Origin of the sequence: Streptomyces sp. NPDC048258 (genome assembly GCF_043201995.1) — a bacterium.
Classification (GTDB): Bacteria; Actinomycetota; Actinomycetes; order Streptomycetales; family Streptomycetaceae; genus Streptomyces.
Genome location: NZ_JBICZH010000001.1, coordinates 681,227 through 698,877 on the forward strand (window position 1 = coordinate 681,227; position 17,651 = coordinate 698,877).

Below are 17,651 nucleotides of genomic sequence, written 5' to 3' on the forward strand. Positions count from 1 at the left end.
ACCGTACGGACACACGGATGTAACGATCCCCGGGTCTTGCAGAAAATTGCCGCAAGCTCTTTCGGTCGGCTTTCAGTCTTGTTACGTTCCTGGCAACTCGGGACCGCGAGGGCGCGGCCGGGATCATCGAAGGAGTTCATATGCGGCGTGGCATAGCGGCCACCGCGCTGGTCGCGGCCCTGGCGCTCGCGGCGACGGCTTGCGGTGGCACCAAGGACGACGGCGGCGAGACCAAGGCCGGCGGCGAGCTGTCCGGCACGGTCACGTGGTGGGACACCTCGAACGACGCCGAGAAGGCGAGCTTCCAGAAGATCGCCGAGGCGTTCACCGCGAAGCACCCGAAGGTGACCGTCAAGTACGTCAACGTCCCGTACGGCGACGCGCAGAACAAGGTCAAGAACGCCTTCAGCAGCGGTTCCGACGCCCCCGACGTGATCCGCGCCGACGTCGGCTGGGTCGCCGACTTCGCCTCGCTGGGCTACCTCGACGAGGTGCCGGCCGAGACCGCGAAGAAGGTCGACGCCGAGTTCCTGCCGCAGTCCGCGGCCAGCGGCAAGTTCGAGGGCAAGACCTACGCCGTGCCGCAGGTCATCGACACCCTCGGCCTCTTCTACAACAAGAAGATGCTCGCCGACGCCGGTGTCCAGCCCCCCAAGACGCTGGAGGAGCTGAAGACCGTCGCCGCGGCCATCAAGGCGAAGTCCGGCAAGGCCGGGCTCTACCTGCGCGGCGACGACTCCTACTGGTTCCTCCCGCTGATCTACGGCGAGGGCGGCGACCTGGTCGACGCGAAGAACAAGACGGTCACCGTCGACAACGCGGCGGGCGTCAAGGCCTTCAAGACCGCTCGTGACCTGGTCACCTCCGGCGCGGCGGTCACCAACGCCACGGACGGCTACACCAACATGCAGACGGCCTTCAAGTCCGGCGAGGCCGCCATGATGATCAACGGTCCGTGGGCCGTCGCCGACACCTACGCGGGCGACCAGTTCAAGGACAAGGCCAACCTCGGCGTCGCCGCGGTCCCGGCCGGCTCGGTCAAGGCCGGTGCCCCGCAGGGCGGCCACGACCTCGGCGTCTACGCCGGTTCCAAGAACCGCGCCGCCGCGCACGCCTTCGTCGAGTACATGACCTCGCAGGAGGTCCAGGTGCAGTCCGCCAAGGAACTGAGCCTGCTCCCCACCCGTACCGCCGCCTACGAGCAGCCGGACGTCAAGGGCAGCGAGATGGTGCAGTTCTTCAAGCCGGCCGTGGACAAGGCCGTCGAGCGCGCCTGGATCCCGGAGAACGGCTCCCTCTTCGAGCCGCTGAAGGTCGAATACACCAAGGCGATCACCGGGGCGTCGAGCCCCGAGGACGCCGCCAAGGCGGCCGGTGCCGAGTTCCGCAAGATCCTCAAGGGCTGGAAGTAACGAAACCATGGCTGCTCACACCAGCCAGTCGGTGGCGAAGGCCGCGGGCGACGACGTCGAGAACGACGCCGCCGCCCGCGGCCGGAGCCGCAGGACTGACAGCGGGAACACAGGTGGACTGAGGCGCGCCCTCGCCACCCACTGGTACGCCTGGGCCATGGTCGCCCCGGTGGTGCTCGTCCTCGGCGTGATCATCGGCTGGCCGCTCGTCCGCGGCGTCTACCTGTCGCTGACCGACGCCAACGAGCGCAACGTCGCCCGCACCATCGGCGCGCGTCACATCGAGGCCACGTACGAGTTCGTCGGACTCGACAACTACACGGCCGTGCTCGGCGACCCGGTGTTCCTGCAGCGGCTGGTGTGGACGGTGATGTGGACCGTCGCGTGCGTGTCCATCACCTTCACCCTCGGCCTGGTCCTGGCCAACATGCTCAACCGGGACTTCCGGGGCCGCGCCGCCTACCGGATGGCGCTCATCCTGCCCTGGGCCGTCCCCGGCTTCGTCTCGGTCTTCGCCTGGCGGTTCCTCTTCAACCGCGACAACGGCATCCTCAACAAGATCCTCGACGGCGGGGGCATCGCGGCGATCCCGTGGCTCGACGACCCGACCTGGGCCAAGTTCTCGGTCGTCGCCGTCAACGTCTGGCTCGGCGTCCCCTTCATGATGGTCGCCCTGCTCGGCGGACTGCAGTCCATCCCCGGCGAGCTGTACGAGGCCGCCGAGATGGACGGCGCCAGCGCCTGGCAGCGCTTCCGGCACATCACGCTGCCCGGGCTGCGCGCGGTGAGCATGACGGTGATCCTGCTCTCCACCATCTGGACCTTCAACATGTTCCCGGTGATCTTCCTGCTCACCCGCGGCGGACCCGGTGACTCCACCGAGATCCTGGTGACGCAGGCCTTCCGCGAGGCGTTCGTCGCGAGCCCGCGCGACTTCGCCGGCTCCGCGACCTGGGGCGTACTGATCCTCGCCCTGCTCATGATCTTCGCGCTGGTCTACCGGCGCTCGCTGCGCAAGCAGGGAGAGGTGTGGTGACCATGACCACCCGCACTCGGGGCGCCCGCGCCCCGCTCGCCTCCGTCGGCCTGCACCTCACCCTGCTCGCGGCGTCCGTCATCGCCGTCTTCCCGGTGCTGTGGATCCTGCTGACCTCGCTCAAGCCCGCCGAGCACGCGGTCACCACGGATTTCGTCAAGGAACCGACCTTCGGCAACTACACGTACCTGCTGGAGTCGAGCCACTTCCTCAGCTGGTTCGCCAACTCCGTCCTGGTCGCCGGCGTCACCACCGTCCTCGGTGTGTTCATCGCCGCCACCACCGGATACGCGGTCAGCCGGTTCAAGTTCCCCGGCATGAAGCCGCTGATGTGGACCCTGCTCATCACGCAGATGTTCCCGATGGCGATCCTCATCGTCCCGCTCTACAACATGATGGGCGACCTCGGCCTGCTCAACCAGCCGGTCGGTCTGATCATCACCTACCTCACCATCGCCGTGCCGTTCTGCGCCTGGATGATGAAGGGCTTCTTCGACACCATCCCGGTGGAGATCGACGAATCCGGCCGCGTCGACGGACTCAACCCCTTCGGCACCTTCTGGCGGCTCATCCTGCCGCTCGCCAAGCCCGGCCTCGCCGTCACCGGCTTCTACGCCTTCATCACCGCCTGGGGCGAAGTCGCGTACGCCTCCGCCTTCATGGTCGGCGAGGAGAACCTCACCCTGGCCGGCGGACTGCAGACCTTCGTCACGCAGTACACCTCCAACTGGGGTGCGATGAGCGCCGCCTCGGTCCTCATCGCCATCCCCGCGGCGATCTTCTTCGTTTTCGCCCAGCGTCACCTCGTCGCCGGAATGACGGCAGGCGCCACCAAGGGCTGACCACCCGTTGCCTGCCCCCTCTCACCCCGGCCCGATCTCTCAAGGACGACATGACCCAGCACCTCGCCGACGCACTTCCCACCTCCACCGGCACCCAGCCCGGCTGGTGGAGAGAAGCGGTGATCTACCAGGTCTATCCGCGCAGCTTCGCCGACTCCAACGGGGACGGCATGGGGGACCTCGAAGGGATCCGCAGCCGCCTGCCCTACCTCAAGGAACTGGGCGTCGACGCCGTCTGGCTGAGCCCGTTCTACGCCTCCCCGCAGGCCGACGCGGGCTACGACGTCGCCGACTACCGGGCCATCGACCCGATGTTCGGCACCCTGCACGACGCCGACGCCGTGATCCGCGAGGCCCACGCCCTGGACCTGCGCATCATCGTCGACCTCGTCCCGAACCACTGCTCCGACCAGCACGAATGGTTCAAGCAGGCGCTGCGCGAAGGCCCGGGCACCCCGCTGCGGGAGCGCTTCCACTTCCGCCCCGGACAGGGCGAGTCCGGCGAACTCCCGCCCAACGACTGGGAGTCCATCTTCGGCGGCCCGGCCTGGACCCGGGTCGCGGACGGCGAGTGGTACCTGCACCTCTTCGCCCCCGAGCAGCCCGACTTCAACTGGGAACACCCCGCCGTCCAGGACGAGTTCCGCTCCATCCTGCGCTTCTGGCTCGACCTCGGCGCCGACGGCTTCCGCATCGACGTCGCCCACGGCCTGGTCAAGGCCCCCGGCCTGCCCGACCTCGGCCGCGACGAGCAGCTCAAGCTGCTCGGCAACCAGGTGCTGCCGTTCTTCGACCAGGACGGGGTCCACGAGATCTACCGCTCCTGGCGCCGGGTCCTCGACGAGTACGCGGGCGACCGCATCGGCGTCGCCGAGGCGTGGACGCCGAGCGCGGACCGCACCGCGCTCTACCTGCGCCCCGACGAGCTGCACCAGGCCTTCAACTTCCACTACCTGAACACCGGCTGGGACGCCGAGGCGCTGCGCGGCGCCATCGACGACTCGCTCGACTCGATGCGGCCGGTGGGCGCGCCGACCACGTGGGTGCTGTCCAACCACGACGTCGTACGGCACCGGACCCGGTTCGGCAGCCTGGACCGGGCGCGCGCGGCCGCGCTGCTGATGCTGGCCCTGCCCGGGTCGGCGTACGTCTACCAGGGCGAGGAGCTCGGCCTCCCGGAGGTGACCGACCTCCCCGACGAGGTCCGCCAGGACCCCTCCTTCTTCAAGGCGAACGGCCAGGACGGGCTGCGCGACGGCTGCCGGGTGCCGATCCCGTGGTCCGGCGACCAGGCCCCGTACGGATTCGGCAGCGGGGGCAGCTGGCTCCCGCAGCCGGCCGAGTGGGCGGGCCTGAGCGTGGAGGCGCAGACCGGCGACCCGGATTCCACGCTGGAGCTGTACCGCTCGGCGCTGCGGATCCGCCGGGAGCGGGCGGACCTCGGCGCGGGCGACGCCGTGGAGTGGCTGGCCGCCCCGGCCGGGGTGCTGGCCTTCCGGCGCGGCGGGTTCGTGTGCACGGTCAACACGACGCCCGAGGCCGTACGCCTCCCCGCTCCCGGCACGGTGCTCCTCGCGAGCGGCCCGCTCGCCGAGCCGGACGTCCTGCCCGGCGACACGGCGGTGTGGTGGCAGGGGTGACGTCCCCCCTGCGGCTGACGGACATCGCCGCGCAGGCCCAGGTCAGCGAGGCGACCGTCAGCCGCGTGCTCAACGGCAAGTCGGGCGTGGCGGCCGGCACCCGGCACAAGGTGCTGGCCGCGCTCGACCTGCTGGGCTACGAGCGGCCCGTACGGCTGCGGCAGCGCAGCAACGGCCTGGTGGGGCTCCTGATCCCGGAGCTCACCAACCCGATCTTCCCGGCGTTCGCGCAGGTCATAGAGCAGGCGCTGGCCGGGCACGGGTACACGCCGGTGCTGTGCACGCAGACCCCGGGCGGGGCCACCGAGGATGAGCTGGTGGAGCAGCTGGAGGAACGCGGGGTCACGGGGATCGTGTTCCTATCGGGCCTGCACGCGGACTCGTCGGCGGATCCTTCGCGCTACCAGCGGCTCGCCGCCCGTGGCACACCGTTCGTCCTGATCAACGGCTTCAACGAGCAGATCAGCGCGCCGTTCGTGTCGCCCGACGACCGGGCGGCGGCTGACATGGCGGTACGGCACCTGGAGGACCTGGGGCACCGGCGGATCGGCCTGGCGATCGGGCCGACGCGGTACGTGCCGTCGGCCCGCAAGGAGCAGGGGTTCCTTGCGGCCGTGCCTTCCGCGGAGTCGGAGGGCCTCATCCAGCGGACGCTGTTCACGGTCGAGGGCGGCCACGCGGCGGGCATCGCCCTGCTGGACCGCGGCTGCACGGGCATCGTGTGCGGCAGCGACCCGATGGCGCTGGGCGTGATCCGGGCGGCGCGGGAGCGGGGGCTGCGGGTGCCGGAGGACGTGTCGGTGGTCGGCTTCGACGACTCGCCGCTGATCGCGTTCACGGATCCGCCGCTGACGACGGTGCGGCAGCCGGTACGGGCGATGGCGACGGCCGCGGTGGGCGCCCTGCTGGAGGCGGTGGGCGGCACCCCGGTCCAACGCACGGAGTACGTCTTCCAGCCGGAACTGGTGGTCCGCGGCTCGACGGCCCAGGCCCCGCCGACCCGCTCCCTCTGAACTCGGGGCTCCCCCGAGACCCCGCCCGGCGCCGGGCCTGTCACGGGGCTCCGGCGCCGCCACGCCTCTTGCCTCCGACCGGCGGTGGAGGCAGGGGCGGGAGGTCTCTCAGGGCGCGTTGACCCGGAAGTTCTGGCTGTTGGTGTTGCTGGCGCCGGGGCTGTTGATGTTGTTGTTCGTGTTGATGTTGTTGTACATCGGGATCAGGCCGCTGAGGCTGATGGGGAGAATGGACGTGCCGCCGCCGTTCCCGCCGTTCCCACCGTTCCCGCCGTTGCAGTTGGGGCCGGGGATGTTGACGGTGTCACTTGCCGAGTCGCTGAGGCCGCCTTGGATGTCGATCACGTTGGCGGTGTTGGTGACCGTGCAAGGAGCGTCCGTGGCCACGCTCATGAGCACTTCGATCGTGTAGCCGCCTCCAGCGGCGATGGAGCCGTCGGTTTCGCACTCAACCCTGGTGCGTGCATCGTTGAGGAAACACCCCACCCCGCCGCCGGTGGTGTTCTGGGTGATCGTGATCGATACGCCTGTAAGCCCTGCGGGGAAAGTGTCCGTCATCCGCGTCCCGTCAGGGTGGGTCTCCTGGTCGCCGGGGTTGCTCACCCTGATGGTGAAGATCCCCTGCCCGCCCCGGGGGAAGTCCCCCGAGTGGGTCTTCGTGATGTCCAGCTGGGCCTGCGCGGAGGCGGGGGTGACCCCTACGGCGAACGGCAGGGCGACGCCCAGCCCCAGGACGGTGCCGAGGGCGGCGAAGCGCCGCCTCATCGTGTGGATGGCCATGGTGGGTTTCTCCTGTGGTGTGTAGGTCTGCCGTGATGCGGCTCCGGCCGAGAACGGCGGGGAGCTCGGCTCACGCGGGATGCCTGCACACACAGGAACGCGGCGAGGGACAGCTTGATCACGGCCGCGAAGCCCGTGTCACTCGATTGCTGCGGGGTGGGGGCTGCGCCGGGCCCATATCCAGCGGACTTCGGGCCGGGGCGGCCCAACCCGCACCAAACAGCGGCCACAAGCCCCTCGGGAGCCGCCAGACGCGTCAGATCGCTACGCGCTTCTCATGATGCTCGCGGAGGGCCGAGTCCGAGACGTCCTCGTTGATCACGGCCATCAGCTCCCCCTCGGCGCCGGAAGCGATGTCGCGGACACGGCGGCGCAGCAGTCGATGCGGCACGTACTCGTACCGCTCAGCCATCGGACGCTTCCTCGACGGAGGAGATGAAACGCTCCCAGCCGCCGCGAGCGCGCTCGAGAAGCTCCTGGCTGAGCCCGGGCCCGGCCTCCCGGCTTGGCCAGGGGCTCTCCGGGGTTTCGAGGGCGTCGAGAGTCATCGTCGGGAGCTCATCGATGCCCCTTCGCTGTGTGGCCATGGGTTCCATGCCCGTGTCCCTCCAGAAGGTCCGTCGGCTGGTGTCACCGCTCAGCCTGGACCTGCTCCAACGCTGCCGAAATGACCGCCTGTTGTACTTCCGTTGCACTTGCGTCTTCCTGCTCGTGCCTGCCGTGCTTCGATGGCGGCAGGCAGGGAGCGACGCGTGGCGACCGTGCACCACTGGACCGGCCTGGAGGCCCGTGCTCTGCGGCTTGCGCTGCGGCTGAGCGTCCGATCGTTCGCAGGCCACCTCGGCGTCGGTATCCGGACGATCTCCAAGTGGGAGAAGCTCCTGGCCGCAACCGAGCCCCGGCAGGACACCCAGGCGATCTTGGATACCGCTCTGGCCCGCGCGGATGCGGCCGCCCATCTCCGCTTCGAGACGTTCCTGTCCGAAGCCGGCCGGACCGGCTCCGCGGCGGGCGGCCGCCGGGTCACGACCTGCGGGCCGCTGGCCTGGGAGTATGAGTCGTGGACCGACGATCTCGACCGGGCCGTAGTGGCCCTCTCCCGGCAGGATTTCACCTTCGCTGACAGCCTGATCCGCCGCTGGCTCGAACGCTTCAAACCGACCGCCCTGGACGACAAGGGCCTGTATCTCTTCGCCCGCTCAACGGCCCTGCTGGGCGATCTCCAGCGTGACCAGGGGGCCGTGCTCGGCCCGCTGTCGGCCCAGCACTCCCGGACGGATGATCGAAGCAGAGCCAGCTTCGCGTCCGGACCGTGCACGGGAGCGGCGGGGCGCCTAGCGCTGCCGGTCCTGCCGAACCGAGCCGCACCGCGCCCCGGCTGGTTACGCTGGCCGGGGCCGACGCTTGAGAGGACACCATGACCACACAGCCCGAACACGGCAGAGAGCTCATCCCGCGCCCCGAGCACACCCCCGACGCCCTGCGCATCGCCCTCGCACGCATCGCCCCCCACCGCCTCGACGAGATGGAGCGGCAGAAGAACACCGCCTTAGCTCTGGCCGCCGAGCACGACACCCTCGGACCCATCCACGGATCGCTCAAGACCTGGGCCCGCGAGGTCGAGATCGAACGCCGCCCCGACCTCTTCGAGCGCCGCCGCCGTGCCTTGGCCACCGTCCACGCCACCGGTAGCAACGCCGACCCCGCGTTCCGCCCTGCGATGGAGGACCTCCGCGCCGTCGAAGCCGAAGCCGAGGAGTCCGCCGCGCTGTGAGCTGGACATGGGAGTACGACCCCAGCGAGGAGAACGTCGTCGGCGGGGCGCCTCCGGCCTTCGTCGCAGCGGTGGAGAAACGGGCCGATGAGCTCGTGCGCGCGCAGCAGAAGCCCTCTACCTCGACGGGACCACTTACCAGGACGTGAGCCCCGGAAGCTCCGACCAGTTCGTTCCAGGCGGTATGTTCCGCTACCTCGTGGTTCCCCGTCACGAACGCGTCTACGTCGTTCAGATCACCTCCTGGTGACGAGCTGAACAGGTCAAGCCAGCGCCGGTTCGCGGTACGGCCCGGTCCGCGGTTGCCCACCCCCCTCGGCGGCCAACCCGCGCCACATAGCGGCCGGAGCCCCTCCCCACGCCGGGCGTGCTGTGTGCCGAGCATGCCCCACGCCGAACGCGCGGCTCAGTACGCTGCCTTGGTGATTCGGACTGTCGTGTTGGACGTCGGTGAGACTCTCACTCGGGATGACCGGTACTGGAACAGCTGGGCGGACTGGCTCGGTGTTTCCCGGCACGCGCTGTCCGCGCTGGTGGGTGCTGTCGTTGTGGAGGGGCGGGACAACGCGGATGCGATCCGCCTTCTGCGCCCGGGCGTCGACACTTCTGCGGAGTACGCGGCCCGACACGCCGCGGGTCTGGGTGAGCGGCTCGAGGAGACGGACCTCCACGAGGATGTCCGGCCGGCGCCGGCCGCGCTTCGCGCCGTCGGGATGCGGGTCGTCGTTGCCGGCAACCAGAGCCGTCTGATGGGCGTTCTACTGCGCCGCCTGGACCTGCCCGCGGACCTTGTGGTCACGTCCGGCGAGTGGGGCGTCTCCAAGCCTTCCGCCGGCTTCTTCGCACAGGTGCTGGCGGTGTCCGGCGCCTCCGCGGAGGAGACGTTGTACGTCGGTGATCACCCGGCCAACGACATCCATCCGGCCCGGGCCGCAGGTCTGCGAACGGCACACCCACGGCGTGGGCCCTGGGGCCACTGGTGGGCCGACGACCCCGAGGTCCGGGCCGCCGCGGACTGGTCCATCGATTCCCTCGCCGAGCTGCCGGAGATCGTCAAATCGTAGGGTTCGGCGCCGAGCTCGCGGCCAGGACGCGTTTCCCGTTCCACTCGGGGGCAGTCTCCTCGGCGACCCACGACAGATAGGCATCTGAGCCGGCGTCCACCGGCAGGACGATCCACTCCGGTACGTCGTAGCTGTGCTCCTGCCCGACCCACGCGCCCAGAGCAGGCAGACGGTCTCGTGTCGTCTTGAACGAGATGCGCCACTCGGTAGCCGTCTCAACGGTCCCTTTCCACCGGTAGACGGCGGTGAACGATCACGATGTCGGTCGCCATCACGGACGCTCCTGCAGGGAACCCTGCCAGGACACGTGGAAGAAACAATTCTGCAATTTCTTGCGCAAGGTATTGCAGGGCTGTTGGCAGGCCCCTACGGTCGCCAGCAATCCCCACCTCTCCGCCAGGAGGCCCCACATGCCCCCCACCCGCAGACTGGCTGCCGCCGCCATCGCGGGGCTCGCCGCCGCGACCCTCGCGCCGCAGGCGCAGGCCGCGCCTCCCGGCGACAAGGACGTCACCGCTGTGCTCTTCGAGTGGCGCTTCGACTCCGTCGCCACCGCCTGCACCGACAGCCTCGGGCCCGCCGGTTACGGCTACGTCCAGGTCTCGCCTCCCCAGGAGCACATCCAGGGCGCGCAGTGGTGGACCTCGTACCAGCCCGTCAGCTACAAGATCGCCGGGCGGCTCGGGGACCGGGCCGCCTTCAAGGCCATGGTCGACACCTGTCACGCCGCCGGTGTGAAGGTCGTCGCCGACTCCGTGATCAACCACATGGCCGCCGGTGACGGCACCGGGACGGGTGGGAGTTCGTACACGAAGTACAACTACCCGGGGATCTACTCCGGCTCCGACATGGACGACTGCCGGGCGACGATCTCCAACTACCAGGACAAGGTAAACGTCCAGAACTGCGAGCTCGTGCAGCTCGCCGATCTGGACACGGGCGAGGACTACGTGCGGGGCCGGATCGCCGGGTACCTCAACGATCTGCTGTCGCTGGGCGTCGACGGCTTCCGGATCGACGCCGCCAAGCACATGCCCGCCGCCGACCTCGCCAACATCAAGTCCCGGCTGACGAACCCCGGCGTCTACTGGAAGCAGGAGGCGATCTACGGCGCGGGCGAGGCCGTCTCGCCGAGCGAGTACCTCGGCAACGGCGACGTGCAGGAGTTCCGCTACGCCCGCGACCTCAAGCGGGTCTTCCAGAACGAGAACCTCGCCTACCTGAAGAACTTCGGCGAGGCCTGGGGCCACATGCCCTCCGCCCAGTCGGCCGTCTTCGTCGACAACCACGACACCGAGCGCGGCGGCGACACCCTCACCTACAAGAACGGCTCCGCCTACACCCACGCCAGCGTGTTCATGCTGGCCTGGCCCTACGGCTCCCCGGACGTCCACTCCGGCTACGAGTGGACCGACAAGGACGCCGGCCCGCCGAACGGCGGCTCGGTGAGCGCCTGTTACGCGGACGGCTGGAAGTGCCAGCACGCCTGGCGGGAGATCTCCTCCATGGTCGGCTTCCGCAACGCGGCCCGCGGGCAGTCCGTCACCGACTGGTGGGACAACGGCGGCGACCAGATCGCCTTCGGGCGCGGTGCCAAGGCGTACGTGGCGATCAACCACGAGGGCTCGGCCCTGACCCGTACCTTCCAGACCTCCCTCGCGGCGGGCGACTACTGCGACGTGCAGAGCGGCCGGACCGTCACCGTGAACTCCGGCGGCCAGTTCACCGCCACGCTCGGGGCCGGGACGGCCGTCGCCCTCCACGTGAACGCCCGTACCTGTTCGGGCACACCGGCCTCGTCCGCCGGAGCCTCCTTCGCCGTGAACGCCACCACGACCTCGGGCCAGAACATCTACGTCACCGGGGACCAGTCCGCTCTCGGCAACTGGAACACCGCCGCCGCACTCAAGCTCGACCCGGCCTCGTACCCCGTCTGGAAGCTCGACGTCACCCTCCCGGCCGGTACGTCCTTCGCGTACAAGTACGTCCGCAAGGACGCCGCCGGCAACGTCACCTGGGAGAGCGGGGCCAACCGCACCGCCGTCGTCCCCGCGAGCGGCAAGGTCACGCTGACCGACACCTGGCGCAGCTGACCCCCTCGCCCCACCGACCAGGGCCGCCCGGCACCACAGAACCCCCGCCAACGCCGGGCGGCCCTCATCCACGCGACACGTAACCAAGGAGATCCGCCTTGATACGCCCTGCCGCAGGAGTCCTCGCCGCCGCCCTGGCCGTGACGCTCCTGCCCGCCCTCCCCGCCGCGGCGGCCGCCGCCAAGGCCCCGGCCCCGCCCTCGGACGCGAAACTCGCCGCCGAGCCGGCCCGTCACGACCTGACCCGGGAGCAGTTCTACTTCGTCCTCCCGGACCGGTTCGCGAACGGCGACCCGCGCAACGACCGGGGCGGCCTCACCGGCAGCCGCCTGGAGACCGGCCTCGACCCGACGGACAAGGGCTTCTACCAGGGCGGCGACCTCAAGGGGCTCACCGACCGGCTCGACTACATCAAGGGCCTGGGGACGACGGCCATCTGGATGGCGCCGATCTTCAAGAACCAGCCGGTGCAGGGGAAGGGCGCCGACGTCTCGGCGGGCTACCACGGTTACTGGATCACCGACTTCACCCAGGTCGACCCGCACTTCGGTACCAACGCCGACCTGGAGCGGCTGATCGACAAGGCGCACGGGAAGGGGATGAAGGTCTTCTTCGACGTCATCACCAACCACACCGCCGATGTCGTCGACTACCGGGAGGCGTCCTACTCGTACCTGTCGAAGGGGGCGTTCCCGTATCTGACCAAGGACGGGGTGGCGTTCGACGACTCCGACTACGCCGCTGGAAAGGGGAAGTTCCCGAAGACCGGGGCCGGGTCCTTCCCGCGGACCCCGTTCGTCGCCGACGCCAAGAAGGACCTCAAGGTGCCGGCCTGGCTCAACGACCCGCAGATGTACCACAACCGGGGCGACTCCACCTTCGCCGGCGAGTCCTCCGAGCAGGGTGACTTCTTCGGCCTCGACGACCTGTGGACGGAGCGTCCCGAGGTCGTCAGCGGGATGGAGAAGATCTACGAGAAGTGGGTCGAGGACTTCGACATCGACGGGTTCCGGATCGATACCGTCAAGCACGTCAACATGGACTTCTGGAGCCAGTGGGCCACCGCCCTCGACGCGTACGCGGCGAAGCGCGGCCGGGACGACTTCTTCATGTTCGGCGAGGTCTACTCCGCCGACACGGCCGTCACCTCCCCGTACGTGACGCGCGGGCGGCTCGACGCCACCCTCGACTTCCCGCTCCAGGACGCGATCCGCTCGTACGCCTCCCAGGGCGCGGCAGCCGGCCGGCTGGCCTCCGTCCTCGGTGACGACTACCGGTACACCACCGACAAGGCCAACGCCTATGAGCAGGTGACCTTCCTCGGCAACCACGACATGGGCCGCTTCGGGACGTTCCTGAAGCAGGACCGGCCGGGCGCGGGGGAGCCGGAGCTGCTGGACCGCTACCGGCTCGCCAACGAGCTGATGTTCCTCTCGCGCGGCAACCCGGTGGTCTACTCCGGCGACGAGCAGGGCTTCACGGGCGCGGGCGGCGACAAGGACGCCCGCCAGCCCCTCTTCGCCACGCAGGTGGCCGACTACCTGGACGACGACCAGCTCGGAACGGTGCGCACACACGCGAGCGATGCTTACGACGCGGGACACCCGCTCTACCAGCAGATCAGTGCTCTCTCGAAGCTGACCAAGGCCCACCCGGCCCTGCGTGACGGCGTCCAGAGCGAGCGCCTCGCCGACGGGTCCGTCTACGCCTTCGCCCGCACGGACACCCGCAGCCGCACCGAGTACCTGGTCGCCGCCAACAACGCGGCCGAGTCCCGGACCGTCGAGATCGACGCCCCGGCGGGCGCCCAGTACCGCACCCTCTACGGCGGCACCGCGCTGATCCGCGCCTCGGCGGCCGGCAAGCTCACCGTCAACCTGCCCGCCCTCGGCTCGGTGGTCCTCCAGGCCGTCGCCCCCCTCGCGGCCCCCGCCGCCAAGCCCGCCCTGACCCTCAAGGCCCCGGCCGTCGGTGCCACCGGAACCGTCGAGCTCACCGCCGACGTCACCGGCGGCGGCCTGAACCGGGTCGTCTTCGCCGCGCAGACCGGCACCGGGAAGTGGCAGGTCCTCGGCTCCGCCGACCACGCCCCGTACAAGGTCACCCAGCACGTCACCGCCCCGGCGGGCACCGCCCTGCGCTACAAGGCCGTCGTCGTCGACTCCGCCGGCCGCACCGCGAGCGCGCTCGCCGGATCCGTCGCCGGGCAGGTCCCGCCGAAGGAGATCCCGACCGCCACCCAGCGCGACTACGCCGTCGTCCACTACAACCGCCCCGACGGCGACTACACGAACTGGCGCCTCTACGCCTGGGGCGACCTCGCCGACGGCGAGGCCACTCCCTGGCCCGCCGGTCACGACTTCACCGGCCGCGACGCCTACGGCGCCTTCGCGTACGTCAGGCTGAAGCCCGGTGCCTCCTCCGTCGGTTACCTCGTCATCGACAAGGACGGCAACAAGGACGTCGCCGCCGACCGCGCCATCGACGTGACCAAGACCGGCGAGATCTGGCTGGAGCAGGGCAAGGAGCCCGCCCGCACCGACCGCCCCGCCTATCCGCCGCAGGACACGGCGAAGGCCGTCCTGCACTACCAGCGCCCCGACGGCGCCTACGACGGCTGGGGCCTGCACGTCTGGACGGGAGCGGCGACCCCCACCGACTGGTCCAAGCCTCTGCTCCCCGCCCGCACCGACTCCTACGGCGCGGTCTACGAGGTCCCGCTCGCGGCAGGCGCCACCAGCCTCAGCTACATCCTCCACAAGGGCGACGAGAAGGACCTCCCCACCGACCAGTCCCTGGACCTGAAGGCCACCGGCCACGAGGTGTGGATGCTGGGCGGCAAGGGGAAGTACCTCCTCCCGCAGCCCGCGGGCTCCGGCGCCGCCCTCGACCTCACCAAGGCCCAGGCCGTCTGGATCGACCGCGACACCCTCGCCTGGAACGCCCCCGCGGCCGCCGCCTCCGCCCAGCTCCTCGCCTCGCGCGAAGGCGCCGTCAAGGCCGAGAACGGCACCCTGACCGGCCGGGCCCAGTGGCTGCGGCTGACCCGGTCGGAGCTCACCGCCGCCCAGAAGCAGAAGTTCCCGCACCTGGCGGCGTACACCGCGTTCACCGTCGACCCCCGCGACCGGGACCGCGTCCGCGAAGCCCTGCGCGGCCAGCTCGTCGCGAGCGCCCGCGCCGCCAACGGCGCCGTCCTCGCCGCCACCGGGGTGCAGCTCGCCGGCGTCCTGGACGACCTGTACGCGACGAACACCCCGCTCGGCCCCGTCTTCAAGGACGGCCGCCCCACCCTCTCCGTCTGGGCTCCGACCGCCCAGCACGTCGCCCTCGAACTCGACGGCCGCACCGTCGCCATGCGCCGCGACGACGCGACCGGCGTCTGGTCGGTGCGCGGCGAACGCTCCTGGACCGGGAAGCCCTACCGCTACGCCGTCACCGTCTGGGCGCCGAGCACCGGGCAGGTGGTCCGCAACCTCGTCACCGACCCGTACTCCACCGCCCTGACCACCGACTCCACCCACAGCCTGGCCGTCGACCTGGCCGACCCGAAGCTCGCCCCGCCCGGCTGGCGGCAGCTGCGCAAGCCCGCGCCCGTGCCGTTCACCTCCGCCCAGATCCAGGAGCTGCACATCCGCGACTTCTCCGTCGCGGACCGCACCAGCACCCACCCCGGTCAGTACCTGGCCTTCACGGACACCGGCTCGGCGGGCATGCGGCACCTGCGCGACCTGGCCGGCGCCGGGACCTCGTACGTCCACCTGCTGCCCGCCTTCGACATCGGCACGATCCCGGAGAAGCCCGGGGACCGCACCGAGCCCGCCTGCGACCTGAAGGCGTACGCGCCGGACTCGCAGGACCAGCAGGCCTGCGTGGCCGCCGCGGCCGCGAAGGACGCGTACAACTGGGGCTACGACCCGCTGCACTACACCGTCCCCGAGGGCAGCTACGCGAGCGACCCGAACGGCACGGCCCGTACGGTCGAGTTCCGCAGGATGGTCCAGTCGCTGAACGGGGCCGGGCTGCGCACGGTCATGGACGTGGTCTACAACCACACGGTGGCGTCCGGGCAGTCGGACAAGTCCGTGCTGGACCGCATCGTCCCCGGCTACTACCAGCGCCTGCTGGCCGACGGCAGCGTCGCCACCTCCACCTGCTGCTCCAACACCGCCCCCGAGAACGCCATGATGGGCCGCCTCGTCGTGGACTCCGTCGTCACCTGGGCGAAGGAGTACAAGGTCGACGGCTTCCGCTTCGACCTGATGGGCCACCACCCGAAGGCCAACATCCTGGCCGTGCGCGCCGCCCTCGACGCCCTGACGGTGGCGAAGGACGGGGTCGACGGCAAGAAGATCGTCCTCTACGGGGAGGGCTGGAACTTCGGCGAGGTCGCCGACGACGCCCGCTTCGTCCAGGCCACGCAGAAGAACATGGCCGGCACCGGCATCGCCACCTTCTCCGACCGGGCGCGCGACGCGGTCCGCGGCGGCGGGCCCTTCGACGAGGACCCGCGCGTCCAGGGCTTCGCCTCCGGCCTGTTCACGGCGCCGAACGGATCCCCGGCCAACGGCACCCCGGCCGAGCAGAAGGCCCGCCTCCTGCACGACCAGGACCTGATCAAGGTCGGTCTGTCCGGCAACCTCGCCTCGTACGCCTTCACCGACACCGCAGGGCGCCGGATCAAGGGCTCCGAGCTCGACTACAACGGCGCCCCGGCCGGCTACGCGGCCGCCCCCGGCGACGCCCTCGCCTACGCGGACGCCCACGACAACGAGACCCTCGCCGACGCCCTGACCTACAAACTCCCCCCGGCCACCACCTCACAGGACAGGGCCCGGATGCAGGTCCTGGCCATGGCGACGGCCGCCCTCTCCCAGGGCCCGGCGCTCTCCCAGGCGGGTACGGACCTGCTCCGCTCCAAGTCCCTGGACCGCAACTCCTACGACAGCGGGGACTGGTTCAACGCCGTCCACTGGGACTGCAGGAACGGCAACGGCTTCGGCCGAGGCCTGCCCCCGGCCGCCGACAACGCCTCGAAGTGGCTGTACGCGAAGCCCCTGCTGACCGGCCCGGCCCCTGGCTGCGCCGAGATCACCGGCACCTCGGCGGCCTACCGCGACCTGCTGAGGATCCGCACCACCGAGCAGGAGTTCGCCCTCACCACGGCGGAGGCGGTCCAGTCGCGGCTGGCCTTCCCCCTCTCGGGCAAGGACGAGACCCCGGGCGTGATCACCATGACCCTGGGTGACCTCGTGGTGGTCTTCAACGCCACCCCCACCGCCCAGCCCCAGCGCGTAGCGTCCCTCGCGGGCACCGCCTACACCCTGCACCCCGTCCAGGCCGCCGGCTCCGACGCGACGGTCAAGCGGTCCACGTACGACACGACGACAGGAGAGTTCACGACCCCGGCCCGCACGGTGGCGGTCTTCACACGACGGTGAGCCGGTCGAGCCGCTTCTCCAGCAGGATCACCCCGTAGATCCTGCCGTCCTTCGCCTCCTTGTTGGGGAGCTCCCCGACCACCCGGTAGCCCGCGTCCAGGTAGTACGCGAGCAGCCGGGGGTTGGTGGAGACGCAGTCCAGCCGCGCCCGCTCGCGGCCCGTCCCGGCGACCCGCCGCTCGGCGTGTTCGAGCAGCCGCCGGCCGGCCCCGGCGGGCGCGGCTTCGCGTTCCACCATCAGCCGGTGCACGTAGCCCGCCACGGGCGGCTGGACGCCCCAGGCCTCCTCGTCGGACCACCACAGCTCGTACGCGCCGCAGACGTGCCCGTCGGCGTCGGAGGCGATCCACACCTCGCCGTCGCGCATCTTCGCCCGGAAGTGCGCGGAGTCCCTCTCACCGGGCTTCCACTGTTCGATCCCGTGTTTCAGCATCCAGCGCGCCGCCTGGTCGTACAGCCGCACCAGCGTGCCGGCGTCCTTCTCCGCGGCCTGCCGGAACAAGATCCCGTCGTCAATGATCACGCGGGCATTATCGGTGATCATGCGCGGCCGCCG

At 70.3% G+C, this 17,651-nt stretch carries 13 protein-coding genes and 2 pseudogenes; 11 read left to right on the top strand and 4 right to left on the bottom strand.

Annotated features, from left to right (window positions below; genetic code table 11):
• Positions 1 to 140 precede the first annotated feature (140 nt).
• From ACGFYQ_RS03190 to ACGFYQ_RS03210, 5 genes are read left to right on the top strand one after another with little or no spacing between them, the layout of a single operon-like run.
• Positions 141 to 1,412 carry an extracellular solute-binding protein gene (locus ACGFYQ_RS03190; RefSeq protein WP_393739329.1) on the top strand — a complete coding sequence of 424 codons (1,272 nt, stop codon included), beginning with the start codon at positions 141 to 143 and terminating at the stop codon, positions 1,410 to 1,412.
• Between the two features lie 7 nt (positions 1,413 to 1,419).
• Positions 1,420 to 2,448, top strand: a complete 1,029-nt coding sequence (locus ACGFYQ_RS03195; RefSeq protein ID WP_393739332.1) for a carbohydrate ABC transporter permease — start codon at positions 1,420 to 1,422, stop codon at positions 2,446 to 2,448.
• Between the two features lie 2 nt (positions 2,449 to 2,450).
• On the top strand, positions 2,451 to 3,290 hold the full coding sequence (locus ACGFYQ_RS03200; RefSeq protein WP_393739334.1) for a sugar ABC transporter permease: 840 nt from the start codon (positions 2,451 to 2,453) through the stop codon (positions 3,288 to 3,290).
• 50 nt (positions 3,291 to 3,340) lie between these two features.
• Positions 3,341 to 4,930 carry a glycoside hydrolase family 13 protein gene (locus tag ACGFYQ_RS03205; protein WP_393739336.1) on the top strand — a complete coding sequence of 530 codons (1,590 nt, stop codon included), beginning with the start codon at positions 3,341 to 3,343 and terminating at the stop codon, positions 4,928 to 4,930.
• A complete protein-coding gene (locus tag ACGFYQ_RS03210; protein WP_393739338.1) occupies positions 4,918 to 5,943 on the top strand; it encodes a LacI family DNA-binding transcriptional regulator in 1,026 nt (341 codons plus the stop codon). Before ACGFYQ_RS03205 ends, ACGFYQ_RS03210 begins: the two co-directional genes overlap by 13 nt.
• A 108-nt stretch (positions 5,944 to 6,051) precedes the next feature.
• Here the strand turns inward: ACGFYQ_RS03210 and ACGFYQ_RS03215 are convergent, their stop codons facing one another.
• Positions 6,052 to 6,723, bottom strand: a complete 672-nt coding sequence (locus ACGFYQ_RS03215) for a hypothetical protein (protein ID WP_393739340.1) — start codon at positions 6,721 to 6,723, stop codon at positions 6,052 to 6,054.
• 256 nt (positions 6,724 to 6,979) lie between these two features.
• Entirely contained in the window at positions 6,980 to 7,135 is a 156-nt protein-coding gene (locus ACGFYQ_RS03220) for a hypothetical protein (RefSeq protein WP_393739763.1), read from the bottom strand.
• Positions 7,136 to 7,475: 340 nt separating this feature from the next.
• Here ACGFYQ_RS03220 and ACGFYQ_RS03225 point away from each other — a divergent pair.
• From ACGFYQ_RS03225 to ACGFYQ_RS03240, 4 genes and pseudogenes are all read left to right on the top strand, one after another.
• A pseudogene (locus tag ACGFYQ_RS03225) lies at positions 7,476 to 8,012 on the top strand (hypothetical protein); the annotation flags it as partial.
• Between the two features lie 128 nt (positions 8,013 to 8,140).
• On the top strand, positions 8,141 to 8,497 hold the full coding sequence (locus tag ACGFYQ_RS03230) for a DUF6247 family protein (protein WP_393739342.1): 357 nt from the start codon (positions 8,141 to 8,143) through the stop codon (positions 8,495 to 8,497).
• The gene (locus ACGFYQ_RS03235) at positions 8,494 to 8,646 is read left to right on the top strand and encodes a hypothetical protein (RefSeq protein ID WP_393739344.1); all 153 of its coding nucleotides are present in this window, start codon (positions 8,494 to 8,496) and stop codon (positions 8,644 to 8,646) included. The genes ACGFYQ_RS03230 and ACGFYQ_RS03235 overlap by 4 nt, the downstream gene beginning before the upstream one ends.
• Positions 8,647 to 8,919: 273 nt before the next feature.
• Entirely contained in the window at positions 8,920 to 9,561 is a 642-nt protein-coding gene (locus tag ACGFYQ_RS03240) for an HAD family hydrolase (RefSeq protein ID WP_393739346.1), read from the top strand.
• Here ACGFYQ_RS03240 and cutA read toward each other — a convergent pair.
• Positions 9,551 to 9,799: pseudogene (cutA, locus tag ACGFYQ_RS03245) on the bottom strand (divalent-cation tolerance protein CutA); the annotation flags it as partial. The gene ACGFYQ_RS03240 and the pseudogene cutA sit on opposite strands and share 11 nt — an antisense overlap.
• A 172-nt stretch (positions 9,800 to 9,971) precedes the next feature.
• Between cutA and ACGFYQ_RS03250 the strand changes: the two are divergent.
• Positions 9,972 to 11,654, top strand: coding sequence for a carbohydrate-binding module family 20 domain-containing protein (locus tag ACGFYQ_RS03250; protein WP_393739348.1), 1,683 nt, complete (start codon positions 9,972 to 9,974; stop codon positions 11,652 to 11,654).
• Positions 11,655 to 11,752: 98 nt separating this feature from the next.
• Positions 11,753 to 17,095, top strand: a complete 5,343-nt coding sequence (gene pulA / locus ACGFYQ_RS03255) for a pullulanase-type alpha-1,6-glucosidase (protein ID WP_393739350.1) — start codon at positions 11,753 to 11,755, stop codon at positions 17,093 to 17,095.
• Here pulA and ACGFYQ_RS03260 read toward each other — a convergent pair.
• Positions 17,082 to 17,618 carry a GNAT family N-acetyltransferase gene (locus ACGFYQ_RS03260; protein WP_393739352.1) on the bottom strand — a complete coding sequence of 179 codons (537 nt, stop codon included), beginning with the start codon at positions 17,616 to 17,618 and terminating at the stop codon, positions 17,082 to 17,084. The two genes, pulA and ACGFYQ_RS03260, sit on opposite strands and share 14 nt — an antisense overlap.
• Positions 17,619 to 17,651 lie beyond the last annotated feature (33 nt).